We start from the raw sequence: 13,829 nt of genomic DNA, 5'->3' as shown, positions 1-13,829 counted from the left end.
CCTGAGCGACGGCGACATTTTCTCCCATCTTTTCGCGGCCGATGTCGTATGCCCTCGAGCCGATTCGTAGACAAAGTGAAAGGCCGGCGGGAGCCGGCCCCTACCGGAGGTCAACCATGTCCATCACCAGCGCCAACGCCACCACCGCCCCTGCTACCACGACGAATCTGATCGTCGGCGGCGTGACCGCCGCGGCCGTCGCCGCGGTGGCGACCGTGGGCGTCGCCACGGCGGGCAGCCTCGCCGGGATCTCGCTCGACATCGGCGGCGCGCCGATCCCACTCGCCGGGTTCGCCACGCTGACCGTCGTGTTCTCCCTGCTCGGCCTGGGGCTGGCCCTCCTGCTGGCGCGTACGAACCGCCGTCCGCGTGTGGTGTTCGTCCGTACCACGATGGCGCTCACCGCGCTGTCCCTGGTGCCCGATCTCCTGGTGGACGGGGCCGTGGCCACGAAGGTGCTGCTGATGGTGACGCACCTGGTGGCCGCCGCGATCGTCGTCCCGGTCATCGCCCGCCGCCTGCGCGCCTGACCGCCGAGGAGCAGGCCGAGTGAGGCGCCGGGCCGCGCAGTCAGCGGCCCGGCGCCTCACCTTCGCGATCTTGCTGAAGTTCTCCACGCAGTACGGCCGTTTCCCGCGTGGACGCACGGAGCTGCCCGACCAGGTCGCCGAGGACGTCGCCAAGCAGGTCCAAGGGCCCGCATCGGAGCTCGGCCTCCACGAGTGGTCCGGCTCCACGATCGAGTACCACCGCAATCAGATCCGCACACCTCGGTTATCGCACCTGCACTACCGCTGACGCGACGAAGGTGACGGTGCGGCCGGCCGAGAACGTCGCACACGCTGAGCGACGGCCCGAGCGGGTACGGGAGGAACACCTCAAGCACCTGCTGAAGGAGAGGATCCAGCCGCCCACGCACATGCGCGGCGGAGGAGCTGGAGATGAGCGTGTTGTGCCTGCGCATCCTCCAGGCCGCGCTCGTGTACATCAACACGCTGATGCTGCAGGACGTCCTGGCCGATCCGGAATGGGTCAAGCTACTCAAGCCCGCCGACCGGCGTGGGCTGACCCCGCTGTGCTGGCAGCACGTCCAGCCCTACGGGTGAGGTACGGCTGGACGTCGCCAAGCGCCTGTCGCTCGGCAGCACCGCGCGGGCACCGAAGGAGGGCAACCCGGCGGAGAGGCCCGGAGCAGAAGTGCGCAGCGGGCGCTGCGGGGATCGTCCGGATCGGCCGTGTCGGGGCCCCAGCCATGGTGGGTGGTGTCAAGGTTCCTTCTGGAGGTGGCACGGCCGTGCTCGGGCGAACGCCCATCCGCTCCAGTGGAGGGGGTTTGCGGCGGGGCGCGGACGAATGCGTGCGTGGCAGTGATTTCGGCCCCGGACCCGGGCGGTGGTGTGCGCCGAAGCGGTTCTGAAGGGAAGCGGGCCGGCGCTCACCGGCTGCGCGATGCGGTGGCAACCGCCGGCACGATGACCAGCGCCAGGATGCCGCCGCCGATGGCAAGGAGAGGGTAGCCCGCAACGGCGACGACGAGGCCCGATGCCATCCCACCAGTGGCGCCGGCGATGGCGATGGAGACGTCGACCAGGCCCTGGGTTTTGGCGCGGGTGGCCAGTGGGACGGCGTCGGTGATGATTGCGGTGCCGGTAACGAGGCCGAGGTTCCACCCCAGGCCCAGCAGCGCGAGGGCCGCCGCGAGCGGGGCGATGGAGTCTTCGGGGGCGTTGGCGGTAACGATTCCGGCGGCCAGCAGGGTCAGCGCGGAGGCGGCGGCGATCGTGAGGCGGCCGTAGCGGTCGACGAGCCAGCCGGTCAAGGGCGAGGGCAGGTACATCGTGCCGATGTGGATGGCGATGACGAGGCCGGAGGCGGCGGCGCCGTGGCCGTGGTCGTGCATGTAGACGGGTGTCATCGTCATAATCGCGACCATGACGAGCTGGGTGACCACCATGACCAGCGTGCCGAACAGTGCGCCCGAGCGGCGTCCTTCCCCCGCCGGTCGCGGCCGGTCGCCGGCGTCGCCCTGTGGCGCGTTCGCCGCGGCGGTGTGTTCGTCCTCCAGGGTGCGGGCCAGCAGCAGCGGGTCGGGGCGCAGCCAGATGGCCAGGACCAGAGCGGCTGTCGCGTACGCGGCCCCGGCAAGAAGGAACGGCCCGGCTAGGTAGGGGATGCCGAGCACCTCAGCGAGGCCGCCGGTGGGCGCGGTGAGGGTGGGGCCGACCACGCCGCCCAGGGTGGTGGCCACCAGCACGGCGGACACGGCGCGGGCACGGTGCGTGGGTGCCGCCAGGTCAGCTCCGGCGTAGCGGGCCTGCAGGTTGGTGGCCGTGCCGGCGCCGTATACGAATATCGCGACGAACAGCAGGACGGGGTTGCCGACGACGGCGGCGGCGATGACGCCCGCGCTGCCGATGGCGCCGGCGAGGTAGCCGGCGGTAAGGCCGGGACGGCGGCCGCGCGCCTGAGAGATGCGCCCCACCGCGACGGCCGCCAGCGCGGAACCGGCGGTGCCCAGGGCACTGAGCACACCGGCCAGGCTGGTGGCGCCGAGCATGTCCTGCGCGAGCAAGGCACCGACGGTCACGCCGGCCGCCAGTCCGGCGCCGCTGAGGATCTGGGCGGCGATCAAGGCGATCAGGATGCGGCGCTGCGCCTGAGACGGCGGAGGGTGACCTATCAGGGCAGGCACGGGAGTCGTCACGAACTCAACCCCGGTCGCCCAGGTCCAGGTGATCAAGCAGCCCAGCGGCGGTGAAAGCGCCCACCAGTTCGTCGCGGCCCTCGGTGAAGTGCGCCCAGCTGTCGTAGTGGACGGGTACCACCCGGCGGGCGCCGAGAATCTTGGCGGCCTCGGCGGTCTGGGCGCTGTCCAGGACGATCAGCGCGCCCCCGAAGAGGACGTCGAAGCGGGGAGCCCCGGCGAAGAGGACGGCGGTGTCCACTGGACCGAAGCGTTCGGCGATCTGCTTGACCAGGTCGAGCGAGGCGTTGTCGCCGCTGACGTAGACCGTGGGCAGGCCCTCCCCGGTCAGGACGAATCCGACGACTTGCCCAGTGATCAGTTCGACCTCCTCGCGTGCGCCGGGCCCGTGGATGGCGGGCACGCCCGTAACGGTGATCGTGCCGTCACCGGGACGGTCCAGCTCGATCGACTCCCAGTCGGCCAACCCCTTGGCCGCCTTGCCCAGGCGCTGCCCGCCTCCGGGCGTGGTGAGGGTCAGCGGGACGTCGGCGAGCAGTGCCCGGCCGGAGTCGTCGAGGTTGTCGGGGTGCTCGTCATGGGAGAGCAAGACCACGTCGATGCGGCCGAGGTCGGCAGGATCGACAGAGGAGGGCGCCGTCTTGATCAGCTGGCCACCCGGCACGTGATAGTCACGGGGAGCGTCGAAGGTCGGGTCGGTCAGGAATCGCAGGCCACCGTATGCGAAAAGGGCGGTCGGGCCGCCGAGGACGCGGATGGGGATCTGCTCAGTGCTCGTGCTGGTACCAGCCAACGAAGGACCTCACGGATGAAAGTGGGTTATCCGTGAGAGACGGTAGCGGTGCCTCACGGATCAATGCAAGCCGTACCATGAGAGCTATGAGCGAGCCCCTGACCGCCGAGTCTGTGTTGCCGCCCGTGCCAGGGGCGGCGGACTATCTCGCCCTCGATTTCGTCAACAGCGCCATCGCGCTGCCTGGTGGGCGGTTCGTCGACCTTCTCGGCACTCCGGCGACGACGAATCAGTGGCTCACCGAACGCGGCCTGGCTCCGGCCAATGCCGGTGTGCAGGAAATGTGCGCGGCGCAACTGCGCTCACTGCGCGAACACCTCAGGGCGTTGTTCGCCGCCCGTGTGTCCGGGCTGCCCGCCTTGCCCGCGGCTCTGTCCGCCGTCAATGACGCGCTGAGCGGGGCCCCCACAGCCGCCCTGCTGTATTGGGACGAAAAGCATGGCCCCTACCGCTCGGCGCCGTGCCCCACCAACGAGATCCTCGATCGGGCTCTCGCGACCCTTGCGGCCAACGCGGCCGACCTCCTCACCGGTCCAGACGCCCACCGCCTCACCCTCTGCGGGTCCGCCCCCTGCAACCGCTTCCTGCTGTGCCACGGTCGCCGCCACTGGTGCTCCACCCGTTGCGGCGACCGCGCCCGCGCCGCCCGCGCCTACGCCCGACGCACCCAGTCGAAGCCGTTCGGAGAATCTCGGTGATCCTCATTCCTGATTCGCCGGCATCCGCCAGGCCGGAGCCTGGTCTTGCGTCACCGGCGTTTCACGTCTCCGGGGAATTGCCCGGCGACACTGGCCTATGCGGCGTGTTGCTCCAGCTCGGTGGGGTCGCCGGCCGGCGGCGAGGGCCTCGCCGCCCTGGGCGCCGACGAGGTCGTGGTCGGGCTGGAGAGCGTCGACCGGCCGGTCGATCTGATCCTGGACACCGTCGGCGGGCGGCAGCTGACCGAGGCCTGGCAGCTCCTGGCCCCGGGCGGGGACGTGCAGAGCATCGGCTGGGCGTCGGACGAACCGGCGGTGTTCGCGCCGCACTCGCTGTTCTCCCTCGGCCCGGCCAGGACGATCAGCGCGTTCGGCGACGTCCACGAGGTCGGCCCCGACCTGTCCACCCTGCTGGAGTTCGTGGCGGCCGGGAGGCTCTCGCCGGAGGTCGGCTGGCGCGGCGCCTGGGACCACGTCACCGAGGCCGCCCAGACCCTGCTCGACCGGAAGATCGCGGGCAAGGCGGTGCTGGACGTGGCACCGGCCGCCGCGGATTGACCGATCCCGGCCGCGATACGCGATCATGTGACCCGTGTCGACCCCCCAGGACCCACCCTCGCCTCCCCAAGCGTCCGGGCGTTCACGGGCGGCTCGCCGGCTCGGCTGCCTGGCCTTGGCGCTGCTGCCGCTGCTGCCGTTCCTGCTGCTCGCGGCGATCGTCAAGGCGCCGGTGTGGCTCGCCGACCACCGGCTGGCGCGCATGGCGGACCACATCAGGGAGAATCCGCCGCCCGGAGCGGACGTCGGGTACGTCGACGCCCACGTCGAGGTGACCGGCGACTCCGGCGACTGCTGGTACACCATCCGCTTCGAGCTCTCCACCGACCGGCCCGTCCAGGAGATGCTGGACCACTATCGCCGGGCGCGGATCGAGGACCCCGACGGCCAGGCCGGCGACTACGAACTCACGGTCTGGACGCCCATGGACGAGCCCGGCGCCTCGACGGTGAGCTCGATGATCATCCACCTGGACGGCGAGTACAGCGGCTCCTTGCTGGAACTGCGCTGCATGTGACCGGGGCAGGCGCCGGTCAGGGCGACGCCGCGTAGCGGGCGGCTATCGCGGCGGCGCGGTCGTGCAGGGCGGCGCGCAACCACGGCGGTGACAGGGCTTCGGCGAACGTACCGAGCTGCCACAGCGCCCACCGGGCGTGTCGCGGGTCCTGGAAGGTCACCTCCAGCCGCAGCGCGCCGTCCGCGTCGGCCTCCTCCGACAGGACGGCCAGCGCGGTGCCCACCAGGTCCTCCCGCCGCGCCGGGTCCAGCCGCACCAGCACGGTGACCTGGTCGCCGCCGGCCCGGAACCGGGTGCTGCGTTCCTGCCAGGCCCGGTCCAGGTCGACCCGGTCCGGCCGCTGCGCGGGTTCGGGAAGCTCCTCGGCGGCCAGGACGCGGGACAGCCGGTAGGTGCGGTCCGCGCCGGACCTGGTGGCCAGCAGATAGCCGCGGTCGCGCACGGTGACCAGGCCGATCGGGTCGACCGTACGCCACTTCGGGGCCTGGTCCTCGGCCGCGTAGTGGATGCGCAGCCTGCGCCCGGCGAACACGGCCCGCAGGACCGCGGCCACGACGGCGTCGGGCACCTCCTCCTCGGTCAGCCGGCGCGAGAGAAGGTCGGTCTCCGGGTCGATGAGCAGCCGCTCGGCCGCCCCGGCCGCGGTGTCGCGATAGCTCTCGGGCAGCGCGTCCACCACCTTGAGCATCGCCGAGGCGAGCGCCGAGCCCAGGCCGAACGCCTGCGCGCCGCGCCGCGACCCGGCGACCAGCAGGGCGAGGGCCTCGTCGTGGTTCAGCCCGGTCAGCTCGGTACGGAAGCCGGGCAGCAACGCGAACCCGCCGTTCCGCCCGCGTTCGGCGTAGACCGGGACGCCGGCCGCGGACAGCGCCTCGATGTCGCGCAGCACGGTGCGGGTGGACACCTCCAGCTCGCGGGCGAGCGCCGTCGCCGACATCCGGCCGTGCTGCCGCAGCAGCAGGACCAGCGAGACCAACCGATCGGCGCGCATGCGCAAACTCTACGAGATACACGACACAGGATGTCGTGTATCCGCTGCGAGGCTGATCACCGACATCCCGAACGCGAGGCGAATGGAGCTGATGTGACGATGGAGCGTACGGCGGTCAACCCGTGGGCGTGGTCGGTGGCGCTGGGGTACAACCAGGGTGAGATCGTCTCCGGCCACAGCCGGACCCTCTACTGCGCCGGCCAGACCGCGATGAGCAAGGACGGCGAGCCCCAGCACGCCGGTGACATGGCGGCGCAGCTGGCGCTGTGCCTCGACAACCTGGAGGCCGTGCTCGGCGAGGGCGGCATGTCCCTGGCGAACCTCGTCCGGCTCAACGTCTACACCACCGACGTCGACCTGCTCATGCGGGAGTACGGCGTGCTGGCGTCGCGGCTGGGAGCCGCCGGGGTGGCGCCGGCCTCCACGATGCTCGGGGTGAGCCGGCTGGCGATCCCCGCCCTGTTGGTCGAACTCGAGGGCACCGCGGTCGCCTGACGTCCCTGGAATCATGACACCGCTCGGGCCATCTCCTGGATGGGGATGGCCCTCAAGCCTCCTGCCCGCCGTCGAGGGCGGACCGCGCGACGTGCCGCGGACCCGGACCGGGGCGGCCTGATCACGTGTCTGCTCGTCAGCGAGTCGCGCGGCCGAGCAGGAGTTCGGCGGCCCGCTCCGCCCCGTCGGCGCGGATCGTCCCGGCCACGGCGGCCGCGCGGGCGCGCGTCCCGGAGGTCAGGGCGGCCTGGAGCGCGGCCGACAGGGACCCGGCGGTCGGGGTCGGGCCGTCGTGGCCGGTGCCGATGCCCAGCTCGGCGACCCGGCCCGCCCAGTACGGCTGGTCCGCGAGCTGGGGCACGATCACCTGCGGCGCCCCGGCCCGCGCCGCCGTCGTCGTGGTGCCCGCGCCGCCGTGGTGCACGACCGCGGCCACCCGGCGGAACAACGCCTGCTGGTTGACCTCGCCGACGACGAAGCAGTCGTCCCCGTCGTCGGTCAGGGCCAGGTCGGCCCAGCCGCTCCCGAGCACGACGCGGCGCCCCTGGCTCCGGGCCGCCTCGACGACGACCCGGGAGACCTCCTCCGGTTCGGCGCCCCGTACCCGCATGCTGCCGAAGCCGACGTACACCGGCTCCGCGCCGGCGGCCAGGAACTCCTCCAGATCGGCCGGAAGGGGGCGCTCGTCCGGGCGGATCCACGCGCCGGTCTGGGTCACGTCGAGCTCGGGCGTCTCCTGCCACGGCCCCAGGACGGGGTCGGCCGCCAGGAACGGGTGGGCGGTGAAGACGTGGTCGCGGATGCCGTTCACCGGCGGCAGGCCGACCGACGTCCGGTGGGCGTTGATCGTCTCGCCGAGCAGCGCGTCCATGTGCTCGGCGTTGAGGTCCCACAGCTCCCGGTTGCCGGTGACCCCGGCGGGGATCACCTGGCCCGGCCAGGGGCCCGGCGGGTGATGCGGCGACGGCAGGTAGCACGGGGACAGGGACGTGAACACGTACGGCACGCCCAGCTTCTCGGCCGCCGCCCGCGCCCCGGCCACGGCCGGGAAGGAGCCGGTGGCCACCACCGCGGCGCCGCCCCCGGCCGCCCCGGTGACCGCCCCGGTGACCGCCTCGGTGACCGCCCCGCTGACCGCCTCGTAGGCCATGGCGGTCAGCTCGGCGGCGATGCCGGACAGGCCCGCCCGCTCCTTGCCGGGGACCGCCCCCGTGGCCAGTGCGCGGATCGGCCAGGCGAGAGGAGTGAGCGGCACGCCGACGCCGCCTGCCAGCTCGGCGAAGTCGGGCGGCGCGCACAGCCGCACCTCGGCGCCCAGCGCCCGCAGCCGCGGCGCCAGCCCGGTCATCGGCTCGACGTCCCCGCGCGACCCGTAGGTCACCAGCACAACCCGCATTCCGCGGCCCCCTGTTTCCCGAGCGTTCCGGTGTCGAAGGGCGATTGTGCGGTACGACCAGGGCCTTGTGGCAAGACCCCCCGTGCGCTATAGCTTGGTAGTGGCAGGGAGCGTCAGGTCCCTGCCCTTTCCCGTTCCGGCGCCCGGTGAGCTCCTTCCCGTCGGCGGCCGGACACGCTCCAGCCGTGCCAGCCGTGCCAGCCGTGCCAGGCGAGCACGTGACAGGCCAGCACCAGCGCCACGCCGTCGGCGCCTCCCAAGATGGTGCTCCGCACCAGGTCGTAGTCGCTCACCGCGGCTCGCTCCGAGGTCGCCCCCACGGCGGCGCCGACGGCCGCGGCCAGCACCGTCGCGGCCACCACGATTCCCCGCGCCCGGTTCGCCGGGTACGGCCGTGCCTGATGGACCGGACGGACCGGACGGACCGGCGCCCGCCGGTACCACAGCGCGAACCAGACGCCCAGGACCACCAGGCCGCCCGCCGAGCTGACGTACATCAGCACGTTGAACACCCGGTGCGCGCCCACGACCGGCTCGCGCAACACCTGCCAGTGCGCCACCGCGAACCCTCCCACCTGCGTGAAGGCGTCCCACGCCAGATGGGTGGCCATCCCGGTGAGCAGCGCCGCCACCACCGCGACCGGCCGCGGCCGCGCGGGATCGGGCAGCCGGGCCCGCAGCCCGGCGGGAGCCAGCGCGGCCAGCGGCGCCCGCAGCCCCCAGCGGAACACCGCCAGCAGCACGATCCCCGCCGGCAGGCCCAGCACGAACGGCCCCCACCAGGCGTGCGTGCTCGCCGACGAGAACGGCAGCGGCAGGTAGTACGGCGCGTCGGGTACCACGGCCCCGACGGCCAGCGCCGACGGCGGCAGCCACCGCCGCACCGGCAGGATCGCCACGACGTGGCTCAAGGTGAAGGGCACCCGCCATTATCGTCACGTTCTTGATCGATATGTCCCGCCGGCGTGTCAGGCCGGGGCCAGGACGCAGAACTCGTTGCCCTCCGGGTCGGCCAGCACGATCCACGGGACGTCGCCCTGGCCGACGCTCGCCGGCGTCGCGCCGAGGGCTTCCAGCCGGGCCACCTGCGCCGCCTGATCGTCGCCGGGGTAGGGCAGCAGATCGAGGTGGACGCGGTTGCGCCCGGTCGGCGTGCCGGGCTCGCGGACGAACTCCAGGTACGGCCCGACGCCCTTGGCGGAGCGCAGCCGCGCATGGTCGTCGTTCACCTCCTGGACGGTCCAGTCGATCGCCTCGCCCCAGAACCGGGCCATGGCCCGCGGGCCGGCGCAGCCGACGACCACCGCGGCGATCGGCCCGGTGTCGCGGTAGATCTCCCGGGGTTGCAGGACGCGGAACACGTTGCCTTCCGGGTCGGCCAGGGCCGTCCACGGCGCGTCGCCCCGGCCTGTGCCGGCGGGCGTCGCCCCGAGCTCCTTCAGCCGCGTGACCAGCCGGGCGTGATGGTCGGCGGAGGTCGTGGCGAGGTCGAGGTGCACGCGGTACTGCACCGTTTCGGGGTCCGGGACGGTGACGACGTCGACGCAGACGGCGGCGGGGTCGGGCCACGAGAAGCCCACGGGCTCGACGTTGGTGACGCCGGGCCCCTCGCTGGAGACGCCCCAGCCGAGCGCGTCCGCCCAGAACCGGCCGAGGGCCGCGTCGTCCCTGGCCTTGACGTTCACCTGCACCAGCTGCATCCTCATGCGGCCCACCCTAGGGCGGCCGGGCTGATGGGGGTGAACCCCGTTACGGGGTGCCCTGGCCGGCGGACTGGCCGGCGGACTGGTCGGCGGACTGGTCCATGACGATGATGGTCGCGCCGCCCGGGTCCTGGTAGGCGGCCTTGAATCCGCCGGGGATCTCGGCGGGCGCTTCGACGACGGTGAGGGTCTCGGGGCGGGCGGCGTGGAAGGCGTCGAGGCTGTCGACGACGAACACGGGCGCGACGGGGGCGGCGGGGTCGTGGGCGTCGAGCATGAGCTGCGTGTCGGTGCCCGGCAGCCCCAGCGCGACGGTCGTGTCGCCTTCGCGCCACCGCTCGGTGAAACCGAGGCTGTCGCGGTAGAGGCCGAGCGAGGCCTTCAGGTCGGAGGTGGGGACGAACAGGAACTCGAGCTTCATGGCGCTTGCCCTTCGTTCGTAACTGGATTTGTCCTCAGCATAACGTCATTATGTTCGAGTGCAAGAATGGATTCCGGTTTCCACCTCCCCCAAGGGCAGGCTCGTGCTCGCCGCGGTCAGAGAGTTCGGGGGGCGCCCGTTCGACGAGGTCACGGTCACCGAGCTGGCGGCCGCGGCGGAGGTCACCACAGGCGCGATCTACCACCACTTCGGCAGCAAGCTCGGCCTGTACGTCTTCGTACGGCAGGATGTCGAACGGCGGCTGCTGGACCGGATGGAAGGCGCGATGGCGGCCGCGGCGACGACCTCCGACGGCGCGGCGGCCGTGACGGCCGCCATGCTGGTCGGGCTGGACTTCGCCGCCGGCGAGAACTTCCTCCGCATCCTGGGAGACCCTCCCCCGGACGCGGGGCGGGACCGGCTGGCCGAGTTGCTCAGCCGGAGCGCCGTTCCGCCGTCGCCGGTTCTGGGCCGCGTGCTCGCGGCCGCCTGGCGCGCGGCGCTCGCGGCGATCGCCGAAGGCGCGCCGCCGGAGCAGGCCCGCGCCGCGCTCGCCGCCCTCCGGCCGCACCCGCCCGGCGGCGCGTGAGGAATCCAGCGGGACCTCTGGCGCGTCCACGCCGGCCCATGCCACACTCGCTGTTATAGAACTCCTTCAAGAGTTATAGAACGATAGGAGTGTGGCATGCGGAACCTGTCGCCGTGGCGGGAGCCGGCCCCGCCGGACAGCACGATGGGCGAGCCCCGGGCGCGGGGCCGGTTCGGCGGGTACGGCGGGCGGTACGCGCCGGAGTCGCTGGTGGAGGCCTGCCGCGAGGTGGAGGAGGCGTTCCGGGAGGCCTGGGCGGATCCCGGGTTCCGCACCACCCTGGCGGATCTGCTCGCCGTGCACGCCGGACGCCCGACCCCGCTCACGCCGGTGCGCCGGCTGTCGCGGGAGCTGGGCGTACGGCTCTATCTCAAGCGCGAGGACCTCACCCACACCGGCTCCCACAAGATCAACAATGTGCTGGGGCAGGCCCTGCTCGCCACCCGGATGGGACGGCGCAGGCTGATCGCCGAGACCGGGGCGGGCCAGCACGGGGTGGCCACCGCGACCGCCGCCGCGCTGCTCGGGCTGCAGGCCACGGTGTTCATGGGCGAGCGCGACATCGAGCGCCAGGCTCTGAACGTCTTCCGGATGCGCATGCTGGGCGCCGAAGTGGTCCCGGTGACCACGGGCAGCCGCACCCTCAAGGACGCCACCAGCGAGGCCATGCGGCACTGGGTGGGCGCGACCGGCGACTCCCACTACTGCATCGGCTCGGTCGTCGGCCCGGACCCGTACCCGTGGATGGTCCGGGAGCTGCAGCGGGTCATCGGCGAGGAGGCCCGGGGGCAGTGCGCCGCGGCGCTGCCCGCCGGCGTCCCGGACTACGTGGTCGCGTGCGTCGGCGGCGGCTCCAACGCGGCCGGCACCTTCGCCGGGTTCGCCGACACCCCGGCGCGCCTGGTCGGCGTCGAGGCGCACGGCGGCGCGGGGGCGTCCCTCGGCCGGCTCGGCGTCCTGCACGGCTGCCGCTCGCTGTTCCTGCAGGACGACGACGGCCAGATCACCGAGGCGCACTCCGTCGCCGCCGGGCTCGACTACCCGGGGGTCGGCCCGGAGCACGCCCACCTGCGCGACCTCGGCCGGGCCCGCTACGTCACGGTCACCGACGAGGAGGCGATCGCCGCCGCCGTCCGGCTGGCCAGGACCGAGGGCATCCTGCCGGCCCTCGAATCGGCCCACGCGCTCGCCTGGGTGATCCGCGCCGCCGGTGACGGCGACCTGCCCGCCGGCTCGGCGGTGCTCATGACGTTGTCCGGCAGAGGCGACAAGGACGTCTCGACCCTGAAGGAGCTGCTGTGACGAACCCGGCCCTGGCCGTGGGCGCGGTCGAACGCCACCTGCGGGCCCGCCGCGACGCCGGCCGCGGCCTGCTCATGCCGTACGTCACCGCCGGGATCACCCCCGGCTGGACGGACTATCTGCGCGCCTTCGCCGACGCCGGGGCGGACGCGATCGAGGTCGGCCTGCCGTTCTCCGACCCCACGCTGGACGGCGTCACCATCCAGCGGGCTAGCGCGGCGGCGCTGGCCCGTGGGGCGAGCACCCGCCGGGTCCTCGCCGACCTGTCCGGCCTGCCGGACCTGGGCGTGCCGCTGGTGGCCAGCACCTACTACAACCTGGTGCTGCACGACGGCCCCGAGGCGTTCTGCGCCGCGCTGCGCCGGGCCGGCGCCGGCGGCCTGATCGTGCCCGACCTGCCGGTGCACGAGGCTGACGAACTCGCCGCCGCGGCCGCCCCCGCCGGGATCGACCTGGCCCTGCTGGCCTCGCCGGCGACGCCGCGGCCGCGCCTGGCGGAGATCGCCGAGCGCAGCCGCGGATTCGTGTACGCGGTGTCGCTGATGGGCACCACCGGCGAGCGGGCCGGCCTCGCCGCCACGGCGGCCGGGCTCACCGGGCGGATCAGGCGCGTCAGCGACCGGCCGGTGTTGCTAGGATTTGGCATTTCCACCCCGGACCAGGCACGCGAGGCCCGCCGGCACGCCGACGGCGTGGTGGTCGGCGCCGCGGTCATGCGGCGGGTGCTCGACGGGGCTGGGCCGGACGACCTGCGGGTCTTCCTCTCGACCCTGCGGCAAGCCCTCGACCAGGAGTGTGACCCACCACGATGACCGCCGACGCCGGGCACGAGGCGAGATACCGCGCCATCGCCGCCGACCTCGCCGCGAAGATCCGGTCCGGGCAGTACGCCCCCGGCGAGGCCCTGCCGCCGCAGCGGGAGCTGAGCGCCTCCTACGGGGTGACCCTCATGACGCTGCGCCAGGCGTTGCGGGAGCTCAGCGACGAGCGGCTGATCGTGCAGCAGCCCGGCAGAGGCACCTTCGTCGCCCCGCCGCACCTGGCCTACCAGCTCGACTCGCTGCGCAGCCTGGCCGACGACCTGCGCCGGCAGGGTCACGACGTGCGCACCGCGGTGGCGGGCCGGGCGGTGCGCCGCGCCCCCGCCCGCATCGCGGCCGAGCTGCGGCTGCGGCCCGGCGACAGCGCCCTGCGGCTGGAGCGGGTCCGCGAGTTCGCCGGGCGCCCCGCCGTCCACCAGGTGTCCTGGATCCGCCGTCCGGTCGCCGACGAGATCCGCGACCGCGACTTCACCGCCGTGTCCCTCTACACCGCCCTCGCCGACGCGGGGGTGACGGTCGCCCGGGCCGCCGAGACGGTCCGGCCCGGCCTGCTCGGCCCGGCCGCCGCCCGCCACCTGCTGGAGCCGCAGGGCAGCCCGGTGCTCGTCAGCACCCGCATCACCTACACCCTCGACGCCACCCCGGTGGTGTCCGACCACGCCACCATCCTCGGCAGCATGATGGAGATCCGCACCGAACGCGCCGCCACCGGCCTGTCCCTCACCTGGGGCGTCGTCAGCTGACCGCCCCGGCGCCGGCTGACCCGGCAAAAGGGCGCGGATGGAGCGCGTATTCGGCCACGGACGGCCCGCGCCGCCCGCCGCACTCTGAGGAGTCCCAA

17 protein-coding genes and 1 pseudogene are annotated in these 13,829 nt (G+C 73.3%); 11 read left to right on the top strand and 7 right to left on the bottom strand.

All coding sequences use genetic code 11. The features are described from left to right. Nucleotides 1-116 precede the first annotated feature (116 nt). The 3 genes and pseudogenes from ACGFI7_RS30290 to ACGFI7_RS30280 form a co-directional block, all read left to right on the top strand. The gene (locus tag ACGFI7_RS30290) at nt 117-530 is read left to right on the top strand and encodes a DUF6069 family protein (protein WP_393410428.1); all 414 of its coding nucleotides are present in this window, start codon (nt 117-119) and stop codon (nt 528-530) included. Between the two features lie 19 nt (nt 531-549). Further along, nucleotides 550-798 (top strand): DUF4158 domain-containing protein, encoded by a 249-nt coding sequence (locus tag ACGFI7_RS30285; RefSeq protein ID WP_393410426.1) that lies wholly within the window; start codon nt 550-552, stop codon nt 796-798. A 134-nt stretch (nt 799-932) separates the two neighbouring features. Further along, nucleotides 933-1,106: pseudogene (locus ACGFI7_RS30280) on the top strand (Tn3 family transposase); the annotation flags it as partial. A 329-nt stretch (nt 1,107-1,435) separates the two neighbouring features. Here the strand turns inward: ACGFI7_RS30280 and ACGFI7_RS30275 are convergent. Together ACGFI7_RS30275 and ACGFI7_RS30270 are read right to left on the bottom strand one after the other, a co-directional pair. Further along, on the bottom strand, nt 1,436-2,740 hold the full coding sequence (locus ACGFI7_RS30275; RefSeq protein ID WP_393410424.1) for an MFS transporter: 1,305 nt from the start codon (nt 2,738-2,740) through the stop codon (nt 1,436-1,438). Further along, the gene (locus tag ACGFI7_RS30270; protein ID WP_393410421.1) at nt 2,709-3,497 is read right to left on the bottom strand and encodes an MBL fold metallo-hydrolase; all 789 of its coding nucleotides are present in this window, start codon (nt 3,495-3,497) and stop codon (nt 2,709-2,711) included. Before ACGFI7_RS30270 ends, ACGFI7_RS30275 begins: the two co-directional genes overlap by 32 nt. An 86-nt stretch (nt 3,498-3,583) precedes the next feature. Here ACGFI7_RS30270 and ACGFI7_RS30265 point away from each other — a divergent pair, with 86 nt between their 5' ends. The 3 genes from ACGFI7_RS30265 (at nt 3,584) to ACGFI7_RS30255 (ending at nt 5,270) form a co-directional block, all read left to right on the top strand. Continuing rightward, nucleotides 3,584-4,195 (top strand): CGNR zinc finger domain-containing protein, encoded by a 612-nt coding sequence (locus ACGFI7_RS30265; protein ID WP_393410418.1) that lies wholly within the window; start codon nt 3,584-3,586, stop codon nt 4,193-4,195. Nucleotides 4,196-4,315: 120 nt separating this feature from the next. Further along, entirely contained in the window at nt 4,316-4,753 is a 438-nt protein-coding gene (locus ACGFI7_RS30260; RefSeq protein WP_393410415.1) for a zinc-binding dehydrogenase, read from the top strand. Between the two features lie 34 nt (nt 4,754-4,787). Further along, nucleotides 4,788-5,270 (top strand): hypothetical protein, encoded by a 483-nt coding sequence (locus ACGFI7_RS30255; RefSeq protein ID WP_393410413.1) that lies wholly within the window; start codon nt 4,788-4,790, stop codon nt 5,268-5,270. A gap of 16 nt (nt 5,271-5,286) precedes the next feature. Here ACGFI7_RS30255 and ACGFI7_RS30250 read toward each other — a convergent pair whose 3' ends face one another. Then, the gene (locus tag ACGFI7_RS30250) at nt 5,287-6,261 is read right to left on the bottom strand and encodes a helix-turn-helix transcriptional regulator (protein WP_393410411.1); all 975 of its coding nucleotides are present in this window, start codon (nt 6,259-6,261) and stop codon (nt 5,287-5,289) included. A gap of 99 nt (nt 6,262-6,360) precedes the next feature. Between ACGFI7_RS30250 and ACGFI7_RS30245 the strand changes: the two genes are divergently transcribed. Then, nucleotides 6,361-6,756, top strand: a complete 396-nt coding sequence (locus ACGFI7_RS30245) for a RidA family protein (RefSeq protein ID WP_393410539.1) — start codon at nt 6,361-6,363, stop codon at nt 6,754-6,756. 136 nt (nt 6,757-6,892) lie between these two features. On the opposite strand, the gene ACGFI7_RS30240 is transcribed toward ACGFI7_RS30245, so the two are convergent. The 4 genes from ACGFI7_RS30240 to ACGFI7_RS30225 all read right to left on the bottom strand — a co-directional run bounded on the left by ACGFI7_RS30240 (nt 6,893) and on the right by ACGFI7_RS30225 (nt 10,276). Beyond that, nucleotides 6,893-8,152, bottom strand: coding sequence for a glycosyltransferase (locus ACGFI7_RS30240; RefSeq protein ID WP_393410409.1), 1,260 nt, complete (start codon nt 8,150-8,152; stop codon nt 6,893-6,895). 113 nt (nt 8,153-8,265) lie between these two features. Continuing rightward, complete coding sequence (locus tag ACGFI7_RS30235; RefSeq protein ID WP_393410407.1) at nt 8,266-9,075, bottom strand: DUF4184 family protein; 810 nt, start codon at nt 9,073-9,075, stop codon at nt 8,266-8,268. Between the two features lie 45 nt (nt 9,076-9,120). Next, nucleotides 9,121-9,858, bottom strand: a complete 738-nt coding sequence (locus ACGFI7_RS30230; RefSeq protein ID WP_393410404.1) for a VOC family protein — start codon at nt 9,856-9,858, stop codon at nt 9,121-9,123. A 43-nt stretch (nt 9,859-9,901) separates the two neighbouring features. Continuing rightward, on the bottom strand, nt 9,902-10,276 hold the full coding sequence (locus ACGFI7_RS30225) for a VOC family protein (RefSeq protein ID WP_393410402.1): 375 nt from the start codon (nt 10,274-10,276) through the stop codon (nt 9,902-9,904). A 58-nt stretch (nt 10,277-10,334) separates the two neighbouring features. Between ACGFI7_RS30225 and ACGFI7_RS30220 the strand changes: the two genes are divergently transcribed. The 4 genes from ACGFI7_RS30220 (at nt 10,335) to ACGFI7_RS30205 (ending at nt 13,731) form a co-directional block, all read left to right on the top strand. Further along, complete coding sequence (locus ACGFI7_RS30220; protein ID WP_393410400.1) at nt 10,335-10,865, top strand: TetR/AcrR family transcriptional regulator; 531 nt, start codon at nt 10,335-10,337, stop codon at nt 10,863-10,865. Between the two features lie 96 nt (nt 10,866-10,961). Then, entirely contained in the window at nt 10,962-12,167 is a 1,206-nt protein-coding gene (gene trpB, locus ACGFI7_RS30215) for a tryptophan synthase subunit beta (protein ID WP_393410398.1), read from the top strand. Further along, complete coding sequence (trpA, locus tag ACGFI7_RS30210; RefSeq protein ID WP_393410396.1) at nt 12,164-12,979, top strand: tryptophan synthase subunit alpha; 816 nt, start codon at nt 12,164-12,166, stop codon at nt 12,977-12,979. The genes trpB and trpA overlap by 4 nt, the downstream gene beginning before the upstream one ends. Then, nucleotides 12,976-13,731: a GntR family transcriptional regulator gene (locus ACGFI7_RS30205; RefSeq protein WP_393410394.1), complete on the top strand. Its 756-nt coding sequence runs from the start codon at nt 12,976-12,978 to the stop codon at nt 13,729-13,731. The genes trpA and ACGFI7_RS30205 overlap by 4 nt, the downstream gene beginning before the upstream one ends. Nucleotides 13,732-13,829 lie beyond the last annotated feature (98 nt).

Origin of the sequence: Nonomuraea sp. NPDC048826, assembly GCF_043198225.1 — a bacterium.
GTDB lineage: Bacteria > Actinomycetota > Actinomycetes > Streptosporangiales > Streptosporangiaceae > Nonomuraea.
This window is presented reverse-complemented; position numbering and strand designations above follow the sequence as displayed.

Bases quoted from the DNA above. Each gene is read 5' to 3' on its own strand.
- ACGFI7_RS30290 (WP_393410428.1), top strand. From the start codon at position 117: ATGTCCATCACCAGCGCCAACGCCACCACCGCCCCTGCTACCACGACG.
- ACGFI7_RS30265 (WP_393410418.1), top strand. From the start codon at position 3,584: ATGAGCGAGCCCCTGACCGCCGAGTCTGTGTTGCCGCCCGTGCCAGGG.
- ACGFI7_RS30250 (WP_393410411.1), bottom strand. From the start codon at position 6,261: ATGCGCGCCGATCGGTTGGTCTCGCTGGTCCTGCTGCTGCGGCAGCAC.
- ACGFI7_RS30245 (WP_393410539.1), top strand. From the start codon at position 6,361: ATGGAGCGTACGGCGGTCAACCCGTGGGCGTGGTCGGTGGCGCTGGGG.
- ACGFI7_RS30240 (WP_393410409.1), bottom strand. From the start codon at position 8,152: ATGCGGGTTGTGCTGGTGACCTACGGGTCGCGCGGGGACGTCGAGCCG.
- ACGFI7_RS30230 (WP_393410404.1), bottom strand. From the start codon at position 9,858: ATGAGGATGCAGCTGGTGCAGGTGAACGTCAAGGCCAGGGACGACGCG.
- ACGFI7_RS30225 (WP_393410402.1), bottom strand. From the start codon at position 10,276: ATGAAGCTCGAGTTCCTGTTCGTCCCCACCTCCGACCTGAAGGCCTCG.
- trpB (WP_393410398.1), top strand. From the start codon at position 10,962: ATGCGGAACCTGTCGCCGTGGCGGGAGCCGGCCCCGCCGGACAGCACG.
- ACGFI7_RS30205 (WP_393410394.1), top strand. From the start codon at position 12,976: ATGACCGCCGACGCCGGGCACGAGGCGAGATACCGCGCCATCGCCGCC.